General features: G+C 67.7%; 9 protein-coding genes. 6 read left to right on the plus strand and 3 right to left on the minus strand.

The annotated features are described in order from the left end of the window. Positions 1-144: 144 nt before the first annotated feature. Both ABZ622_RS37105 and pglZ read left to right on the plus strand, forming a co-directional pair. On the plus strand, positions 145-4,074 hold the full coding sequence (locus tag ABZ622_RS37105; RefSeq protein WP_360550999.1) for a phage resistance protein: 3,930 nt from the start codon (positions 145-147) through the stop codon (positions 4,072-4,074). A gap of 52 nt (positions 4,075-4,126) precedes the next feature. Continuing rightward, positions 4,127-7,057 carry a BREX-2 system phosphatase PglZ gene (gene pglZ, locus ABZ622_RS37110; RefSeq protein WP_360551017.1) on the plus strand — a complete coding sequence of 977 codons (2,931 nt, stop codon included), beginning with the start codon at positions 4,127-4,129 and terminating at the stop codon, positions 7,055-7,057. Positions 7,058-7,105: 48 nt separating this feature from the next. Here pglZ and ABZ622_RS37115 read toward each other — a convergent pair whose 3' ends face one another. Then, the gene (locus ABZ622_RS37115; protein ID WP_360551001.1) at positions 7,106-8,155 is read right to left on the minus strand and encodes a CBS domain-containing protein; all 1,050 of its coding nucleotides are present in this window, start codon (positions 8,153-8,155) and stop codon (positions 7,106-7,108) included. Further along, entirely contained in the window at positions 8,152-9,960 is a 1,809-nt protein-coding gene (locus ABZ622_RS37120) for a DUF262 domain-containing protein (protein ID WP_360551003.1), read from the minus strand. The genes ABZ622_RS37115 and ABZ622_RS37120 overlap by 4 nt, the downstream gene beginning before the upstream one ends. A 150-nt stretch (positions 9,961-10,110) precedes the next feature. On the opposite strand from ABZ622_RS37120, the gene brxD reads away from it, so the two are divergent. Next, positions 10,111-11,445 carry a BREX system ATP-binding protein BrxD gene (brxD, locus tag ABZ622_RS37125; RefSeq protein ID WP_360551005.1) on the plus strand — a complete coding sequence of 445 codons (1,335 nt, stop codon included), beginning with the start codon at positions 10,111-10,113 and terminating at the stop codon, positions 11,443-11,445. Beyond that, on the plus strand, positions 11,442-13,613 hold the full coding sequence (locus tag ABZ622_RS37130; protein ID WP_360551007.1) for a DEAD/DEAH box helicase: 2,172 nt from the start codon (positions 11,442-11,444) through the stop codon (positions 13,611-13,613). Before brxD ends, ABZ622_RS37130 begins: the two co-directional genes overlap by 4 nt. A gap of 127 nt (positions 13,614-13,740) precedes the next feature. On the opposite strand, the gene ABZ622_RS37135 is transcribed toward ABZ622_RS37130, so the two are convergent. Next, the gene (locus ABZ622_RS37135; RefSeq protein WP_360551009.1) at positions 13,741-15,267 is read right to left on the minus strand and encodes an HNH endonuclease; all 1,527 of its coding nucleotides are present in this window, start codon (positions 15,265-15,267) and stop codon (positions 13,741-13,743) included. Between the two features lie 399 nt (positions 15,268-15,666). Between ABZ622_RS37135 and ABZ622_RS37140 the strand changes: the two genes are divergently transcribed. Beyond that, the gene (locus ABZ622_RS37140) at positions 15,667-17,151 is read left to right on the plus strand and encodes a hypothetical protein (RefSeq protein ID WP_360551011.1); all 1,485 of its coding nucleotides are present in this window, start codon (positions 15,667-15,669) and stop codon (positions 17,149-17,151) included. Positions 17,152-17,336: 185 nt separating this feature from the next. Further along, positions 17,337-19,298, plus strand: coding sequence for a S53 family peptidase (locus ABZ622_RS37145; RefSeq protein ID WP_360551013.1), 1,962 nt, complete (start codon positions 17,337-17,339; stop codon positions 19,296-19,298). Positions 19,299-19,394 lie beyond the last annotated feature (96 nt).

A 19,394-nucleotide genomic window follows, 5' to 3' on the forward strand; every position in this document is an offset into this window, starting at 1 on the left:
TTCTGTACGGCGGTGAGGCACCCATGACGCGAGAGCGGTAGCGCCCCCCGGCTACAGACGGCACACGGAGCGTCGCTTCGTCCCAGTCCCTCGTACCATGCATGTCCGAGGGAAAGACGGAATGGAACGGAAGCAGCAGACCTTATGGCCCCGAATGTGACCCAAGCCCCGCTCCTCCGCGACGTCATCGACATCAAGACGTCGATCTCCACCTCCGACTTCGTCCTGAAGCTCGCCGAGGCGGTCAGCGAGGAGGGCACGACCCTCGCGCTGCGGGACTACGTCGTCACCGAGCGGCTGCTGGAGAACTTCGACGAGGCGCTCGGTCTGATCAAGGCCGCGCTCGACGGTCACACCTCGAAGGCCGCGTATCTGCACGGTTCGTTCGGTTCCGGTAAGTCGCACTTCATGGCCGTGCTGCACGCCCTCCTGCGCGGGGATCAGGCTGCGCGGGCCCGCGCCGACTTCGATCCCGTACTCGGCAAGCACGAGTGGCTGGGCGGTGAGCGCAAGCGGTTCCTGCTGGTTCCGTACCACATGCTCGGGGCGAAGTCCCTGGAGCAGCGGGTGCTCGGCGGGTACGTCAGTCATGTCAAGGCGCTGCACAAGAACGCGCCGACGCCGCAGGTGTACCGGACCGACTCCCTCTTCGAGGACATCCGCTCGCACCGGCAGCGGATGGGGGACGAGAAGTTCATCGAGGGGCTCGCGGGTGCGGACGCGGACGCCGGGTCCGGCGCCGTGGGTGATGATGACGACGACTGGGGCGAGCCGTTCGCCTGGACGTCGGAGCTGCTTTCCAAGGCGCTCGCCGCCGAGGAGCTGGACGGCGGCGAGGTCAGTCTGGACCTGGTCAATCCGAGTACGCCCGCCGAGCTGCGGGCCAAGCTGGTGCATGACGCGAGTGCCACCTGGTTCCCCGGGTTCGCCCGCAACGCGGCCGAGGACGAGCACGGCTTCATCTCGCTGGACGCCGGTCTCGCGGTGATCGCCGAGCACGCGAAGTCGCTCGGGTACCACGGGCTGATCCTCTTCATGGACGAGCTGATCCTGTGGCTCGCCAACCGGGTCCACGACCAGAAGTTCGTCTCCCGCGAGGCGGACAAGATCACGAACTTCGTGGAGGGCGCCGACTCCCGGCGGGCCGTCCCGATCGTGTCGTTCATCGCGCGCCAGCGTGATCTGCGCGAACTGGTCGGTGAGGAGATCTCCGGCGCCGCAGAGGCCGCCATCCAGGACAGCCTCCGGCTCGCCTCCGGCCGCTTCGACACGATCACGCTGGAGGACCGCAACCTTCCGCAGATCGCCCATGCCCGTCTCCTCAAGCCGAAGGACACCGAAGCCGCCGCCAAGCTGGACGCCGCCTTCGCCAAGGTCAAGCGGGTCGGGCCGCAGGTGTGGGACGTACTGCTGGGCTCGGACGAGGGGACGACGGGAGCGGATGAGGACTCGTTCCGGCTGACCTATCCGTTCACGCCCGCGTTCATGGACACGCTCGTCCACATCTCCTCCGCACTCCAGCGTTCCCGCACGGGTCTGAAGCTCATGGGTCAGTTGCTGGCCGATCACCGGGACGACGCGACGCTGGAGAATCTGATCCCGCTCGGCGATCTGTACCCGGTGATCGCGGACGGCGGCGACAAGCCGTTCGTGGACAGCCTGAAGGTGGAGTTCCAGGCCGCCGACAAGCTGTACCGCGCCAAGCTGCGGCCGCACCTCCTGGCCACGTACGAAATCACCGAGGAGGACATCGAGCGTTACCGGCACCGGCGCGGCTCGGTGACCGATCCGCAGCTGGCCAACCGGTGCAGGGGCTTCATCGGTGACGACCGGCTCATGTGCACCCTGCTGCTGTCCGCTCTGGCACCGAGTGTGCCGGCGCTGCGGGACCTCACGATCCGGCGGCTCGGCGCGCTCAACCACGGTTCCGTACTGTCGCCGATTCCCGGCGCCGAGGTCGGCGTCATCAAGGCGAAGGTCGACGAATGGGCGTCGCGCTTCGCCGAGATCAAGGCGACCGGCACCGGTGCCAACCCCGGTGTACGGCTCGAACTGGCCGGGGTCGACGTCGACTCCGTGATCGCCAACGCCGACGTCAACAACAGCCGGCCCAACCGCCGCGCCCTCGCCAAACGGCTGCTCGCCGAAGAGCTGGGGCTGCCGCTCCAGGAACGACTGGTGGCGGACGAGCTGCAGCTCGTCTGGCGCGGCTCTAACCGTGCGGTGGAAGTCGTCTTCGGCAATATCGCCGACCCCGACGACCTGCCCGACCACGATTTCTCCCCCAGCCAGGACGGGCTGTGGCGGATGGTCATCGACCTGCCCTACGACGAGGGCGAGTACGGGCCCATCGAGGACGCCAACCGCATGCGCGATCTGCGCGCGCTGCCCGGCGTCCATCCGCGTACCGTCGCCTGGATTCCGACGCATCTGTCGGCCGCCCGGTTCAAGGACTTCCAGCGGCTGGTCGTCATCGACTACACGCTGGCCGACCAGCAGCGCTTCGACACCCTGTACGCCCGGCATCTCAACGCCGACAACCGGGCCCGTGCCAAGGCGCTTCTCGAAGGGCAGCGCGAAGCGCTCAAGAAGACGGTGAAGGCCGCGTTCAAGCAGGCGTACGGCTGCGCGGAGAAGAAGCCGACCGATGTCGATGTGTCGTTCGAGAACCACTTCGAGCCGCTGCCGAACGTTGCCGAACTGCGGGTATCCGTCGGGATGACCCTGCACGCAGGGATCCGGCACGTCGCGGACAAGCTGCTGACGCACCAGTTCCCCGCCCATCCCGAACTGGACCCGCAGAACACCGGTACCGCCGTCCGGCCGGCCGATGCCCGGACCGTCTTCGGACACATCAGGGCAGCCGCCGAAGCCGGTGACCGGCAGGCCGAGATCCCGGCGAAGGACCGCGCCGTGATGCAGCGCGTCGCCGCTCCGCTCGGGCTCGGTCAGCAGAAGGAGGCGTACTTCCGGCTGTCGGGCCGTTGGGTGGACCACTTCGGGCTCCAGGCCCGTAACGAGGGCGGACCGGGTGACCTGAGCGTCGTCCAGCTCACCGAGTGGCTGGACCGGCCCGAGCCGATGGGGCTCGACCCCTTCCTCGCCAACCTGGTCATCGCGTCCTACGCGGAGATGGACGACCGGGTGTGGGTGCAGGGCGGGGCGCTGCTGGACCCGGCGCCCGAGCCGTCGGCCGTCAAGCCGCAGTACGCGCTGCGCTCGCAGCCACTTCCGGAGGAGGAGGTCTGGGAGGAGGCAGGGCAGCGTTTCTGGGAAATCTTCGGCGAACGCCCGCCGACGCTGCGCCGCGGCAGGATGGTCGGCCAGTTCGCCCGGCAGATCAGCCGCCAGGCGCACGCCTACCGAGGGCACGCGGATGATCTTGTGCAGGGGCTGGAACGGCGCTCCGTCACACTCGGTCTCGACGGGGCGGACGAATCCGGCAGGCTCGCGATCGCCCGGCGCTCGCGCGATCTGCTCGACGAACTGGTGGGTCTGGACCGTGGCGCGGCGAGCGGTTCGGCCAGTGCCAAGCAGATCATCACGGCTTTCGCCTCTTTCGACCTCGGCGAGGTGTCGGCCGGGCGGTACGGGGCTTCGATCAAGCAGGCCGAAACCGTCACCACGGCGCTGGTCGGTGCGGCATGGGACATGTTCAAGCTCGCCCCGAAGTACGGTGCGCAAGGCCGGGCGGTGCTCGAAGAGCTGCGTGGAGCCGCGCAGGCCGATCAGCGCACCACGAAGCTGGAGGACGCGCTGCAGAACGCGCGGGACTCGATCGTGGCCGTCATCGACCGGAGTGACACGGAAAGCGTCCCGCCGGTGGGGCCCACGCCGACCACTGCGTCCACGGACAACCCGCTCAGCACGCCCAACGATGTCGATCTGAACACCGAGTTCAGCCGGCCTCCGGTGCCGACCACTCATCCGGCCACTGAGCGTGCGCCGAAGCGTTCGGGCGGTGGCCGGACAACTGCTGCGCGCGCGATCGCCGAACTCCAGGCAGAACTGGCGGGCCTGTCGGCGGCGGAACCCGACGCGACGATCGAGATCAGCTGGCGAGTCGTGGAATGAGGCGTGTGAAGTGAGTACGGCGACGAGCGCGAGCGGGTCCACGCCCGCTGCCATGAGCGCGGTGCGGCTCAACAAAGCCACGGTGAAGCAGTATCTGGCCTCTCAGTCCGGTCTCCAGGCCGGGAAGCGCCGGGTGGTTCTACTGAGAGCCGAACCGGTGTGGGACGGGCCTGCCGAACTGAGCTGGGGCGAGCCCTGGCGGGCTGTCGTCAAGGGCGCACCGTCGCCGCTGGCCGTGCACGAACTGATCCTGGGGCACCAGGACAGGTCGGCCACGGGCCCCGAGGTGCTGGTGCTGCTCACCGACCGCGAAGAGGCCGAGCTCGGGCCGGACCTGCTGGCCAAGGTGCACAAGCAGCGCGTGAACGCCGTCAATACCTGGGACGTCGTCCGCGAGGCGTTCGGGGCGGTGGACACCGACAGCAGGCTCAACAAGGAGAACTGGGCCGCCGAATCGCTGCTCGACGCCACACCGCCCGGCGGTTGGCCACAGCTGGCCGGCGGCATACTGACCCGGCGTGAATCGCTCACCGCCCTCACCCTGCGCAGGCTGGGGATCGGCCGGTACGACCCCGACCGCGATCCGCGTGTTGCCTCCCCGGAGTTCGCCGCACGATCGGGCGGGGGCACCGAAGCCGACCTCGGGAGCCTGGTCGCGGGTACGGTCACGAGCGGTGACGGACTCGATGTACAGACACTCTTGCGGTGGTCCATGGCGCCGGGCGGTCCGGAGCGCCTGCTGTCCCTACGCGCAGCCGAGCGGGACGGGCTGACGCGCTTCCTCGGTGAGGAGGACCAGACCGGACTTGCCGGACAGGCCCTGCTCGCACTCGTCGGCGCGGAGCACGGGTCCGACGCCGTGGCATTCGGTCTGGTCTGCGCCGCTCTGTGGGGGCATGCCGATGCGACGGCGGACGCGGAGGACTACCGGGCCAGGGGACGGGCCGAGCGCTGGTTCGGGGAAGAACCACCGGCACGAGGCAAGGCGCTGGACGCCCTCGCCGCTGCTTTCGGACGGAGCTGCGAGAACTTTGTCTCCGGTCTTCTGCTGACCGGGCGAACCGGTCAGGACGAGGTTGCGGCAACGGCGCGCCGACAGAGCGGCGCCGTACTGGACCGGGCCTCCTCCCTCGTCCGGCAGTTCGGCGCCGAACGGGCGGCCACGTCGAGCCCCGTTCTCACAGAAGGACTTGAAGCCAGGTTCCGTGATGTCGGACGAGCGTTGTCCTCGGGCGACACCGGGGCGACAGCGCAGACGGTGAGCGCGCTCGATGAACACCGGCAGGCCACGGACCCGGATGCCCGGACCCGGATCTCGCGGGCGAAAATGGCCCAGCGGCTCACTCAGTGGCTCGCTACCGGGCCGGTGGCGGAGTGCGAAAACGTCGCGTCCGGCGTCGGACGTCATATCGCCGAGACCGGCTGGGTGGATCTAGCACTGGAGCACATCGAGGCGGGAGGCGATCCCGATGCCTCCTTGCGGTCCGCCTACGACACGCTGTGCACCTCGATACGTACTGAGCGCCGCGAGATCGACCGGGACTTCGCCGCGAAACTCGCCACCTGGACGGCGAACGGCACGGATCCTGGTTCGATGCTCACGGTCGAGACCTTCCTGCCCACCGTCGTCGCGCCCGTCGTGAAGGCCGGAGGGCGGCGCGTGCTGCTCCTCGTCCTGGACGGCATGAGCGCGGCGATCGCTGCCGAACTGGGCGAGGAACTGCGTGAGCACTGGGTCGAGTACGACCCAGTACCGAAAGCCAAGGACTCCCCGCAACGCCGCGGTATGGCTGCGGCGTTGCCCACGGTCACCTCCGTTTCACGGACCTCGCTCTTCGCCGCCCGGCTGATGACGGGCACACAGGCCGACGAGAAGCGGCTCTTCCCCAGTCATCGGTTCTGGGGCGGCGAGAGCGTGGCGGTGTTCCACAAGGACGATCTGCGGGGTGAGAGCAGTGGTGACACGGTCGGTCCGGAGCTGAACGACGCGCTGGTCGGGGACCGTACACATGTCGCGGTGGTGCTGAATACCATCGACGACCGTCTCGCCAAGGAACAGAAGCTCGGGGACGGCGCCTGGAAGCTCGGCGAGATAGGGCGCCTGAGGCAATTGCTCCGGCTCGCCGCCGGGCAGGGGCGTGCGGTGATCCTGGTCAGTGATCACGGCCATGTCATCGACAGGCACGGTGTGAGGGTCGATGCCTCGGGCGTACGGTCGGCCAGGCACCGGAGCGCCGGTGGTGTCCTCCAGGAAACGGAGATCGCGCTCTCGGGACCGCGCGTCGTCGCGCCGGAGTCGGGTGACGAGATCGTGGCCCTGTGGGACGCCGACTCGCGATACACCGCTCAGAAGGCCGGCTACCACGGCGGGGCGGCTCTGGCCGAGTTCACCATTCCGGTACTGGCCTTTCTGCCCTTCGGTGCCGAGCCGCCGCACGGCTGGCGGGAGCTGGGCAGCCAGCAGCCGCCGTGGTGGTCGCTCACATCCCGGCCGACCGAGCCCGTGCGCCCCACGGCAGCCGATGTCGCCGCGCCGAAAAAGCCGTCCAAGCGGGCAAAGGCCGATGCCGTATTCGCCCGGAGTCATGAATCGCTCTTCGACGTGGTGCTGACACCGGTTACGGAGGAGTCCCGGGCGGACAGTGCGATGATCTCGGCCGAGCTGAGACTGCCTGACGATGCCCTGGTCACGGCTCTGTTCGCGTCCGAGCTCTTCGAGACGCAGGTGCAGGTGCTGGGCCGCAAACCGAATCTGGCTCAGGTGGAGAAGGCCGTCCGCGCGCTGCTGGATGCCGGGGGCACGCTGCCGGTGACCGCGCTCGCGCAGCGTGCGGGGGTACGTGCCAGTGGAGCGGACGGCTTCGGAGCCGTACTGCGGCAACTGCTGAACTACGACAGCGCCCAGGTGCTGGAGAATCTGCCCGATGGCCGGACACTTCGGCTCGACAAGGAACTGCTGCGAGAACAGTTCGGGTTGGGGTAGGGATTCCGGGCCGGTCCGTCGTACGACAGGCCGGCCCGGTGGACGGCCTCAGGTGATCTGGCGGAGCAGTCCGGCGAACTCGCGGAGTTCGTCGGACAGCTTCGCTGTCAGCGGTTCCGCGTCGAAATGGGCAATGCTGTTGCGGATTACACGCACGCGGTCGAGCTGACGCACGAACTGCCCCCGGTCGACCCCGGGCCAGCCGAGCGCCTTCCAGTTCTCGTCCGAGAGAGCACGGAGTGCGGGGTTCTGCTGATCACCGTCCAACAGCTTCACATAGCCGTTGAACATCAGGTCGGTGATCAGCCCTGTCTTCTTTGCTGCCGAGGGCCCCTGAACGGCACGGATCGCGTCCGCGTCGAGCTTCGCACTCAGACACCTACGGAGTCGGGACTCGATCTCCCCCACGACGAAGAAGGGCCAGGCCGTCGTGCCGAACCGGTCAGTGATGTCAGCCGCCGTCACGATTCCGCAGAACGTGCCGTTGTTGGCCCGGACCAGCAGATAGTCGTCGTCGCTGACTCGGGGCAGCAGCGTGAAGAAGTCGTGGCGCACATCGACGACCGGCGCGTCGTCGACCATGGCCTCCACCAGGACAGCGGCGGACGTCGTCTCGTACACCTTTGCGACGGAGCTCCAGGTGACGACGCCATGCAACGTCGATCCGCCCTCGATCACGGGAATCTGGGAGTACTTCTTCGTCCGCATGAGGTACGTGACTTCCGTCAGCGCCGTATCCGGCGTCACGGAGAACAGGCCACCCACTGCGGAGGGGATGTCCCCGATACGCAGAGGGCGCGCCGGCAGCCCGCCCGAAGGCAGCCCTTCGGCCTCGTCGACCGACTCGTCCTCGGCCGGCTCCGGTGGAGCCGTCTGCTGCCACGGCACTATGTGGATGTCGGCGCTGTTGTTGCAGTTGGCGAAGTACGGCAGCGTCGCGAGGCCGACGTCCTTGAGCGCCTGTTCGACGCGCGGGACAGTCAGATCGTTACGCAGGCGGGTGCCGAAAAGAGCCATGAGTTCAAGGACGGGGATCCGCTTGCCCTTGAGCGCGAGGAGCTCTTCCGCGGAAGGATCCTGAGGCATCGTCGCGCTCACACCCATTCCGTCGCGTCGCGGAAGACGGTGCGCTTGCCCATGGCAGACCTGACCAGATCACGGAGCTGCTTCGCCCGGTTCTCGTAGAAGCGGATGAAGTCGCCCTCCTTCAAGGTATCCACGTCGACGAGGTGGGTGGCGACAACATCCTCGAACCATTCGGGACGCATACCCGACTCGAGTGAAAGTGTCTTGAGATAGGCACCGGGCGGACCGGACATGCTCTTGCTGGCCCGAAGCGAGAGCGGGGTCTTGTTGACGATCGAGGTGGCGTACTTGGCCCAGGTGGGCTCGTTCTTGGCGATCCAGGCCTTGGGGAAGAGCAGGCGGACGTCGACCGCATGCTCGACCAGTTGTGCCGGAGAGAGAGGACTGTCGGTGAAATACCAGTCCACAGCCCCCTGCTTGATGAGGAGAGCGTAGATCCCCTTGTAGGCGGCACTGTTGCGGGTTGTCAGCGTGTCCAGTCGGTCGTCGAGGAACGCTGCTTCGCTGACTGTGTCAGGGGTCGCCTGGTCTTCGCCGCGAACCCAGTCGATCAACTGTTCGACATCTCTGGTGAAACGGGTTTCCAGTGAGCCGCCGTACATCTCGCCCAGCACACCGCACCAGTACCACTGGCTGATCTGCTCGTCGGCGCCCGGCGTGTCCGTCTCCGTGCCGATGAGTGCACGCACAGCGGCCAACGGCACCAGCTGCGTGCGGTAGGGCAGGTCACCGGTCCGGACAATGGACTGGCGCTCCAGAAATCCGCCGACCCACGCGAAGGCGGCTGCCACCCGAGGTGCCAGTCTCCGGAAGTCGGCGAGCGGCAGGTTGAGGAGATCCCGGCGCTTGCAGGACACGGACGTCCCCGCTCCCGCTCGCTTGGCCTCCCAGGTACGGACCAGGGAGACCGCCTGGAGGAAGTCGCTACTGCTGAGACCGTCCTCCGGACCATCCTCCGGGCGGCCGAAGACCGGGTACGCGGACGTCAGTTCCTTCTTGAGCTGCTGCCACTCGTCAGGCAGCCGGTAGTAGTCCCCGTGCTCCGCGACGTGTTCCTGATTCCCCGCGTACGTGGCTGTGAGCAGCTCGAAGACGTTCAGCGGCACACCGCCGGTATTCACTCGCTCGAACACCGCGCACACCGCATCGGTTGTCGTGGTCGCAGCAAGCTTGATCATCGGAACGTCGAACGACAGCATGTTGTTCAGAACTTGCTCCTGGAACTTCGCCCACAGAGGCCAGTTGCTGTGCTCCTTCACGAACTCCTGCTGCCATTCACTCACCCGCCGGGTGTCGAAGACGAAGCGGAGCGGGAAGTACCCGGCAGCGCACTCACCCTCGACCGTACTCAGATCCAGTACGACTCTGCGGGCAAAGTCCCTCTTCAGTTTGCGGTCCTCAGGGACCGAGACAATCGCGTCGTCGCGGTCGGCGGGCGCACCCACGGCCTTGGCGATGTCGACGTAGTACCAGCACTTCAGGTCATTGCCGCGGGAATCCACCGTCGCGACCGGACTGTCATGGTGCAGTGCCTGGAAGAGCGAGGTCATCCGTTGCTGTCCGTCGAGCAGCAACAGGTCGGGCGTCCGATCGGCGGCGGGCTCGGCGCCCTTGAGCGTCCGGGCCTTGAACTGGGAGGTACCGCCGGTGTGCAGCGCCATGACCACACCGAGCGGATATTTCAGCGTCACCGTCGCGATGAGTGCCCTGATGCGCTCGTCGTCCCACTTCCACTCCCGCTGGAAGTCGGGCAATTGGAGGGCGCCGGATGCGACTTCCTTGAGTACGTCCTTCAGATTCGGATTATCGAGCGCCACGCCGCTGCTTCCCCCACTCTTAACAGAACTGTGCACTGAGCATTTGACCGGCGAGCCGCCCAGGTGTCAATCAATGCCGGAACACCGAGGTCCGTAGGGGCAAGATCCGGCCGATCCTCCGGAACTCTCCCTGGATGGGAGACTGAGCAGGTGAGTACCGACAGACCCGAACGCACCGGCCCCGTCAGCGCCGCCCGGCGCCGAGATGTGATCGACGCCCTTCGGCGCGGCGCCGTCCCTGAGAGCGGCCTCGATCTGCTCGCGACCGGCCTGGGCCGCTTCGAGCCGGCGCTCGACGCCGAGCTCGACGCCGTGGCATCGGGTGCCTCCGTGTTCAAGGCGGTGCGGGGCGAGTACGGGTCCGGCAAGACCTTCTTCACCCGGTGGCTCGGCGAGCGGGCCAAGCGGCGCAACTTCGCCGTCGCGGAGATTCAGGTATCGGAGACCGAGACACCACTGCACAAGCTGGAGACGGTCTACCGCCGCCTCACCGAGCGGCTGACCACCTCCGGCTTCCCCCCGAGCGCGTTGCGCCCTGTCGTGGATGCGTGGTTCTACGCATTGGAGGAGGACTCGCTCGCCACGGGTACGGCGGAGGAGGACCTGGCAGAAGCCGTCGAGCAGCTGATGGCGGCCCGCCTCACCGATGTATCCCGGCATGCCCCGTCATTCGCGACAGCCCTTCGCGGCTACCGGACCGCGCTTACCTCCGGCGACGAAGTCACCGCCTCAGCGGTGATGGCCTGGCTGGGAGGCCAGCCACACGTTGCTGCCTCGGCGCGCAGAGCCGCCGGAGTGCGGGGCGACCTCGACCATTTCGGTGCCTTCGGTTTCCTTCAGGGCCTGCTGACAGTGCTGCGAGACTCCGGGCACAAGGGGTTGTTCGTCGTACTCGACGAGGTGGAGACCCTTCAGAGGGTACGTTCCGACGCGCGCGACAAGGCGCTGAACGCGCTGCGTCAGCTCATCGACGAGGTGCACTCCGGCCGCTTCCCCGGCCTGTACCTACTGATCACCGGCACTCCGGCATTCTACGAAGGTCAGCAGGGGGTCCAGCGCCTGGCGCCCCTGGCGCAGCGACTCGCCACCGACTTCACCACCGACCCACGTTTCGACAATCCCCGGGCCGTGCAAGTCCGGCTGCCCGGATTCACCCAGGACTCGTTGGTGGGCCTGGGGATGACCATCCGCGACCTTTATACGGACGGTGTCCGCGATGCCGAGCGTGTCCGGACTGTTGTGGACAACGCGTACATCGCCGACCTGGCCAGGGCCGTCGGCGGGGCGCTCGGCGGCCGGGTGGGTGTCGCACCGCGGCTGTTCCTGAAAAAGCTTGTCGGCGACGTTCTGGACCGTGTCGACCAGTTCGACGACTTCGATCCGCGTCAGCACTATGCCCTGACGGTCAACGCGGCGGAGATGAGCGAGGTCGAACGCAACGCGGCGGCCGGCAGCCCGGACGAGATCGAACTGGATCTTCCATGACCGCGGCCTCGGATCCATTGGATCTGCTGCACCCGGGAATCGTCCATCACATCGTGAACACCTTGGGATGGCGGGGGCTGCGCCCGCTCCAGGAGGAGGCGATCACACCGCTCGTCGACGGCTCGGACGCATTGCTGCTGGCCCCCACGGCTGGAGGGAAGACCGAGGCGGCGAGCTTCCCGCTGCTCTCGCGCATGGCCCAGGAAGGCTGGACCGGCACCTCAGTCCTCTACGTCTGTCCCCTCAAGGCGTTGCTGAACAACCTGCTGCCCCGGCTGGAGACGTACACCTCGTGGCTCGGGCGCACGGCAGCGCTTTGGCACGGCGATGTACCGCAGACCCGCCGCAAGCGCATCCTGCGGGAGCGCCCGGACATTCTGCTGACCACTCCGGAGTCTTTGGAGGCCATGCTGGTCAGCACAAATGTCGATCACAAGGCGTTCTTCTCCGGGCTGCGCACCATTGTCGTGGACGAGGTGCACGCCTTTGCGGGAGATGACAGGGGATGGCATCTGCTTGCCGTACTGGAGCGGCTGGAGCGTGTGGCAGGACGGTCCATACAACGGGTGGGGCTCTCGGCAACCGTAGGTAATCCGGAACAGCTGCTCACCTGGTTGCGGGGGGCGCGGGGAGGATCGGGGAAGGGCAACCCGCGAGTTGTCGCTCCCCATCTGCGTAACCAGGTGTCGTCGACACAGCAATCACCTCCATCGGGGGACGTCCAGCTCGACTACGTCGGTTCGCTGGCCAATGCGGCCACCGTGATCGCGGCCTTGCACAGGGGTGAGAAGCGTCTGGCGTTCTGCGAGTCGCGCAAGCAGGTCGAAGAGCTCGGTGAGGCACTGCGCGCGAAGGGCGTGACCACGTTCCTGTCCCATGCGTCGCTGTCCGCGGACGAGCGACGACGCGCCGAGGAAGCCTTCGCGGACGCACGCGACTGCGTGATCGTCTCCACAAGCACTCTGGAACTCGGCATCGACGTGGGCGATCTCGACCGTGTCATCCAGATCGACGCTCCGGGGACTGTGGCTTCCTTCCTCCAGCGGCTCGGGCGCACTGGACGGCGGCCAGGGTCGACGCGCAACTGTCTGTTCCTGGCCCTCGATGAGGATGGTCTGTTGTCGGCTGCCGCTCTTCTTCTGCTCTGGTCGCGCGGGTGGGTCGAGCCGGTCGTCGCGCCGCCAGAGCCCCGGCACATCGTTGCTCAACAGGTCCTGGCGCTCTGCCTTCAGGAGCACCGGGTCGGGGACCGTCTGTGGCAGGGCTGGTGGGGCAGCCTCGGGCCGTTCGGACCGTCCGCCGAGCCGCTCGTACGCCACCTGATCACGGAGGGTTATTTGAACCGTGACGGCGGAATGATGTTCATCGGCCCCGAGGCCGAACAGCGTTTCGGTTACCGGCACTTCATGGAGCTCACAGCTGTGTTCACCGCGGCCCCCGAGTTCACGGTTCTGTCAGGACGCAACGAAATCGGTACGACGGACCCGGCCCTGCTCACCGAGAAGATCACCGGACCGCGTCGGCTGCTCCTCGCCGGACGCAGTTGGCAGGTGACCTACATCGACTGGTCGCGGCGCCGTTGCTTCGTCGAGCCGGTGGATGGAGGAGGAAAAGCCCGATGGGGCGGAGCAGGTCTGTCCCGTACCGGGTCCCACGCATTGACCCGTGCTGCGAGGGAAGTACTCCTTGGTGAAACACCTTCGGTCACTTTCACCCGACGTGCCGACAGCGCTCTAGTGCAAGTGCGTGAAAAGGCAGCCGAGCTGGTACATCCGGATGCTTCGGTTCTCGTGCGTGGTGGACGGGACACCAATGTGCGGTGGTGGACGTGGGCCGGGTACAAGGCCAATGCGACACTGGCTGCTTCGCTCGGCTCAGCCGCCGATCCTCTGCAGCGCCCGACAGACACGTACGTCCGGCTCCGCGAAGACATCACGATTCAAGAATGGAAACAGGCCAAGTCCGATGCCACAAGGCGCTTGTGCCTTCCTTCAGTGGACCCTCGCGCTCTCCGTGGCCTGAAGTTCGGCGCAGCTCTGCCTCTGCGGTTGGCCGAGGCGACACTTTCCGCACGTCTGGCCGACCTCGATGGCGCGGCGGAAGTACTTCACGAACCCAGCAGGTTCACGACGATGTCGTCCGGCTCTGCGTCCGCCCGAACAAAATGATGCCGCTCCGGCCCTAACTCTGCCTACCGATCCACTGATGTCCCGGCGCGTCCCCCTCCTGGCTGGGGAACGCGCCCAGGGCGGACCCTGCAGCGTTGGTCGAGATGTATGCAGGGCTCCGTCCCGGTCAGACGCGTCCGCACAGCCCTCGGTGGTAGCGCAAGTGGTTCTCGTCTATGACGTGATCAGCATGGCGTCTGAGCTCAAAGACGACATCCCCGGTGGAGTTCCGCCTCACCGACCAGTCCTCATCGATGTAGATGGCGAGCCTGTCGAATTCGACATGATGATTGGGACAGAGGCACAGCAGGTTGGAGAGCTCATCCGGACCATTGTGAGGTTTCCCGATTCCTCTGATGTGTGCCGCCTCGCTGTAGTGACTGTACCTGGTCTCCACCCGGGATCCGCAGACCTGGCATTCGTGCATGTACATCATCTTGATGTGCTCGACGAGACGCTGATCACGATCAGGCTGAGATGAAGTGACCGGACGGCGTTTCACGGATCCGCTGCCCCCGGTAGGGAATTCACCGCTGGCGCTCGTATAACCGGCCAGCCCCACTCTGTCCAGCAACCTATCCCGATCGGTATCGGCGAAGTGGGTGGAACACAGCAGGCCGATCGCCTCGGCACGGGACAACGAACGTCTGAGGATCGCTGCCGCGTCCTTCTCAAGCCCGGCGCGGGCATGCGACGAGGCCAGCTGGGAGGGTGTGGGAGTAGCTCCCTGCGGCACGACCCCTTCGACGCCCCACAGCCCGCTGCTGCGCAAATGCCAGAAGGGGTACTCGGGGGTGACGCGTGAATCCGGGTGCCCGAACTCCTTGAGCAACGGTGCGACCTCGGCCCTGAACGTATCCCAGTCCACCATCCGGTCCTCGCCTCGTGACAGACGGCCGATGGCCCAAAGGAGCGTGATCGGCTTGTGCCGCGACGGGCGTCGCTCCTTGATGTGGGTCTTCAGGGACGCGAGAGCACGGAAAAGGTCGTCCCGTCCCAGTGCCGCCCGGTTCTCAGCCCCTGCTGTGCCTGTAGCCGGGGCTGTACTCTCCGGGTGCGACGGAGAAGTGGTCAGGTGCAGGAATCGACGCCGTCCTTCAGCAGGCACAAGTGTCAGCGAACGCAGTGGAACAGCGATCGAAAGCCCTTTGAGGATGGGTTCCGCCGGCACGTCGAACTCGACCACGTCGCCCAACGCCATCACGTGTTCCCAGGTCTTCTGCCTTTCGTCCACACCCCAGATCTCTTTGGCCAGCGGCCGGTTGTGGAGGAGGCCGAGAATCCTGGCTTTGGCGACGAACCTCGTCTTGGCATAGAACAACACTTCATCACCGACCCGTCGCTCCCGGAGCGCAGTCACCTTCTCGGACTTCTCTCGAACAGGAGGTGTGGATCCCCAGAGTCTCGCCACGCCTTTGGGGAACAGGCGTCGCAGCACATCCCCATCGGCACCCAGTACATGCTCATAAGACGAGAGCAGGATGCCTTTCCGGACTGAGTGCTGGAAGTGCTGAGGCCCCCTGACTTTCGAAGTACCCCGCGGTTGCAGGACCCATTGGACATCACGCGCATCACTCCGGGCGGGGCCGCCGTCCGGACCCGCGGCTTGTGCATCCCCCGGACCGGGGAGCTGGATACTGTGCTCCGTTTCCATGATTGCCAGACTAACCAAAGGCGCTGACAGCACAGTTACGGCGTACGGAGCGGGCCAGGTGGTGCGCCGTCGTCAATCAGGCTGACGGCGTCGGCGGCAGGGCCACGTGGGCATCACAAGCGATCCCGTAGACGCCCGCGAAGCCACTCGTCCTGCAGGGAGTGCGCCCGGATTGACACTGTTCGGGGTGTCGTGGATGGTGTTCCGGCCGGGTTCGATTCGAGTCCCGGGTTGCGCAAACGTTGGGGGGCCGACGTGAGTTGGGACGATCAGAGTCATACCGGCGGGGCCGGGTCGGCTCCGCCGCCGCCCGGTTTCGCCCCGCCTCCGCCTCCGCCGCCGACACGGCCGCCCGCAGTCGGGCCGCCGCCGCCCGGGGGCGGGCTGCGCTCGGTGGCCGTGGCGTTGCTCAATCTGAGCGGGTTCGGGCTCGGTTATGCGCTGATGCGGTGCTGGATGCGGGCGGTGCTGTGCTGGGCCGTGACCGGCGCGTTGTTGTGGTCCGTGCTGCCGGCCGATCCGGACGGGGCCGCCGGTGGGGTGGTCGTCGGGTATCTCGTCGCGCTGGTCCTGGCGGCCGTGGACGGGGCGTGGGCCGCGCGGCGTCGGGCGGTCGGCGGGTCGTGGCGGCCGATGGTGGCGGCGGGGGCCGGTCTGGTGCTGCTGGCGGTGCCCGCCGGGGGTGTGGTGGCCTACGGCTCCGCGCAGGACGAGGCGGTGGAGCGGATGCTGCTCGACCGGCTGGACCGGGGCGACCGGAGCGTCGAGGCGGCCTCGGGCAAGCCCTTCGCCGCCGCGCGGGGCGACTACCGGGCGGCGCTCGCCGTCTACCGCGAGCTCGGCGAGGACCATTCCGGGTCGCGGGCCGGGAGGCTCGTACCGGCACGGCTCGACGCGTACTACAAGGCGGTCTCGGCGCCGTACCGGCAGCAGAAGCACTGCGAGGCCGTCGAACCGCTGACCCATCTGCGGACCGTGCCCCGGTCGATCGACCCGAAGCTGCTGGGGGATCTCGCCGGGTACCCCGACGGGCCGCTCGCCACCTCGCTGTACGAGTGCGGGGTCGCGAAGCTGGGCAAGGCGCCCGGCGGCCGGGACGGCGACGAACTGGGTGAGCTGCTGCGTACGTTCCCGGACTCGGCGCAGGCCGGGAAGGTGGGGCCCGCGGTCTCCCGGAAGATCTCGGAGCAGAACCGGGCCGTGCGCGGCAGCGACCCCTGCACCGCCCGGAACACGCTGCGCCGGCTCCGTACGACGGCCCTCGCGCTGCCGGACAAGTCGGTCTCGGCGCTGGCGGGGAGGGCCGACGGTGGCATCCGCGACGGCGAATACGCCTGCGGGATCGCGCAGTTCAAGGACAAGCGGTTCGACGAGGCCCGGCTGACGCTGACACAGTTCGCCGCCACGTACAAGAAGGACGGGCGCGGTGCGCGGGCCCGGGACGTCGCCATCGCCGCCGAGATCGCCGGCACCCGGGCGGCGGCCGGCAAGCACCTGCCGCCGTCCGGCAGTCCCGGCGGGGCCCGGATGGAGCTGGTCATCAGCAACGACGCCCCGGACGGGGTGGAGATCCTCTACACCGGGCCGGTCACGGGACGGACGAGCATCAAGGGGTGCGGCAGCTGCCGGACGTACTCCGGAATCTCAGCCTCCCTGTCCGCGTGCAAGGCCGGGGGGAAGAGCTATCCGAAGGTGACGCTGCGGCTGCCCGCGGGTGAGTACCACTTCCTGTACAAGCACCGGGGCGGTGCGAGCCGCACGGTCGTCAGCAGCTACGCGGACGGTTCGAAGATCCAGCCCGGGTACCGGTACACCGGCTGTACGTATGTGAGCAGTTCGCCCTCGTTCGGCATCGGTCCGGCGGACTCGGTCTCGAACACCTGAGAGCCGGGCGGGGGTGCAGTTCGCCGGATTCCCGGCGAACTGCACCGCGCATTGGTTCACTTGGTCGATTCTTGGTCAGTACATGCCCCTTACATGAGGCGTTCCTCGCCAGAGTGGCGCATTACATGTGCACAACATCCGGCACATGTAATCCACACGCGTAGACCCACATCGCAGGGGGTTGTATGAGAACCAGCCGCGCGAGAAGTCGCGCCGCGCTGAGCATGGCAGCGACGCTGCCGCTGCTGGCCGGCGCGCTCGCCCTCGGGATACCGAACGCCAGCGCCGACTCCGCGCCGGGCGGGCGGGACGCGCTGCAGGGCACCAAGCCCGCCTGGGCGACCGCCGGGGCGGACCTGGGAGCCACGTCGGACAGCGGCAAGGTCAGCGTCCGGGTCCATCTGGCCGGGCGGGACGCGAAGGGGCTGGCCGCCTATGCCGCGGCCGTCTCCGACCCGCAGTCCGCTTCGTACCGGAAGTTCCTGAGCGCGGACCGGGCACAGGCCCGGTTCGGGGCGACCCAGCAGCAGATCGACCAGGTCGGCCAGTGGCTGAGGTCGAACGGGCTGACCGTCACCGGCAGCAACCGGCACTACGTCTCGGCCACCGGTGAGGTCGCCGCCGCCGAGAAGGCGTTCGGCACCCAGCTGCGCAACTACCGCAAGGGCGGCCGCACCTACCGTGCCCCGGCCTCCACCGCCTCCGTGCCCGCCGCCCTGAGCGACGCCGTGCTCGCGGTCTCCGGCCTGGACAACGCGCCGCACAAGTCCAGCCACGACGAGGCGCTGCCGCCGCCGGACGCGGTGTTCCGCAACTCCGGCCCCTTCTCCACGTACTACGGCTCGAAGACCCCGTCGTCGCTGCCCAGCGCCTACGGGACCAAGGCGCCGTACGCCGTGAAGGGGTACACCGGCAAGCAGCTGCGCGCCGCCTACGGTGCGGGACGCTGGACCGGCGACGGCGTCACCGTCGCGATCACCGACGCGTACGCCTCGCCGACCATCGCGAAGGACGCCGCCGAGTACGCCAAGCGCAACGGCGACGCCCCGTACCGTCGCGGGCAGCTCACGCAGGTGCTGCCGGACGACTACACGAAGACCGAGGAGTGCGGCGCGTCCGGCTGGTACGGCGAGGAGACCCTCGACGTGGAGGCCGTGCACGCGGTCGCGCCCGCCGCCGACATCGTGTACGTGGGCGGCGCCTCCTGCTACGACGCCGATCTGCTGGACTCGCTGAACAAGGTCGTCGACCACCGGCTCGCCGACATCGTCTCCAACTCCTGGGGCGACGTCGAGGCCAACGAGACACCGGACGTCGCGGCCGCGTACGACCAGGTCTTCATGATGGGCGCGATCGAGGGCATCGGCTTCTACTTCTCCTCCGGCGACGACGGCGACAACGTCGCGTCGACGGGTACGAAGCAGATCGACGTACCGTCCAACTCCGCCTGGGTGACCTCCGTCGGCGGCACCGCGCTGGCCGTCGGCAAGCACGACAAGTACCAGTGGGAGACCGGCTGGGGCACGCTCAAGTCGAGCCTCGCCGAGGACGGGAAGAGCTGGGACGGCTTCCCGGGCGCGTACACCTCCGGTGCGGGCGGCGGCACCAGCTCGTCCGTGAAGCAGCCGTTCTACCAGCGCGGCGTCGTGCCCGACTCGCTCGCACGGGCGAACGGGAAGCAGCGGATGCGCACGGCCCCGGACATCGCGGCGGTCGCGGACCCGAACACCGGCTTCCTGGTCGGCCAGACCCAGACGCTGCCCGACGGCTCGCTCGGCTACGACGAGTACCGCATCGGCGGTACGTCACTGGCCGCGCCGGTCATCGCGGGTGTCCAGGCGCTCGCGCAGCAGGCCGGGCACGGACGTCCGCTCGGCTTCGCCAACCCGGCGATCTACGCCCGGTACGGCTCGAAGGCGTACCACGACGTCACCGACCACCCGCTGGGCCCGAACCGGGATCTCGCGGTGGTCCGGGTCGACTACGCCAATGGCGTGGACGCGGCGGACGGTCTGCTGACCTCGCTGCGGGGCCTGGGCAAGGACGCCTCGCTGAAGGCGGTCAGGGGATACGACGACGTGACGGGGGTCGGGACTCCGGCGGCCGGCTACGTGAACTCGTACCGCTTCCCGTTCCGCAGGCACTGAGCCACCGGTCCGGTACCGACGGCCGCCCCGGGAGCCTGCTCCCCGGCCTGCTCGCCGGCACGCTGCTCGGCTCCATGCTGTCCAGCCCCGCGTACG

Origin of the sequence: Streptomyces sp. NPDC007164 (genome assembly GCF_040634135.1) — a bacterium.
Classification (GTDB): domain Bacteria; phylum Actinomycetota; class Actinomycetes; order Streptomycetales; family Streptomycetaceae; genus Streptomyces; species Streptomyces sanglieri.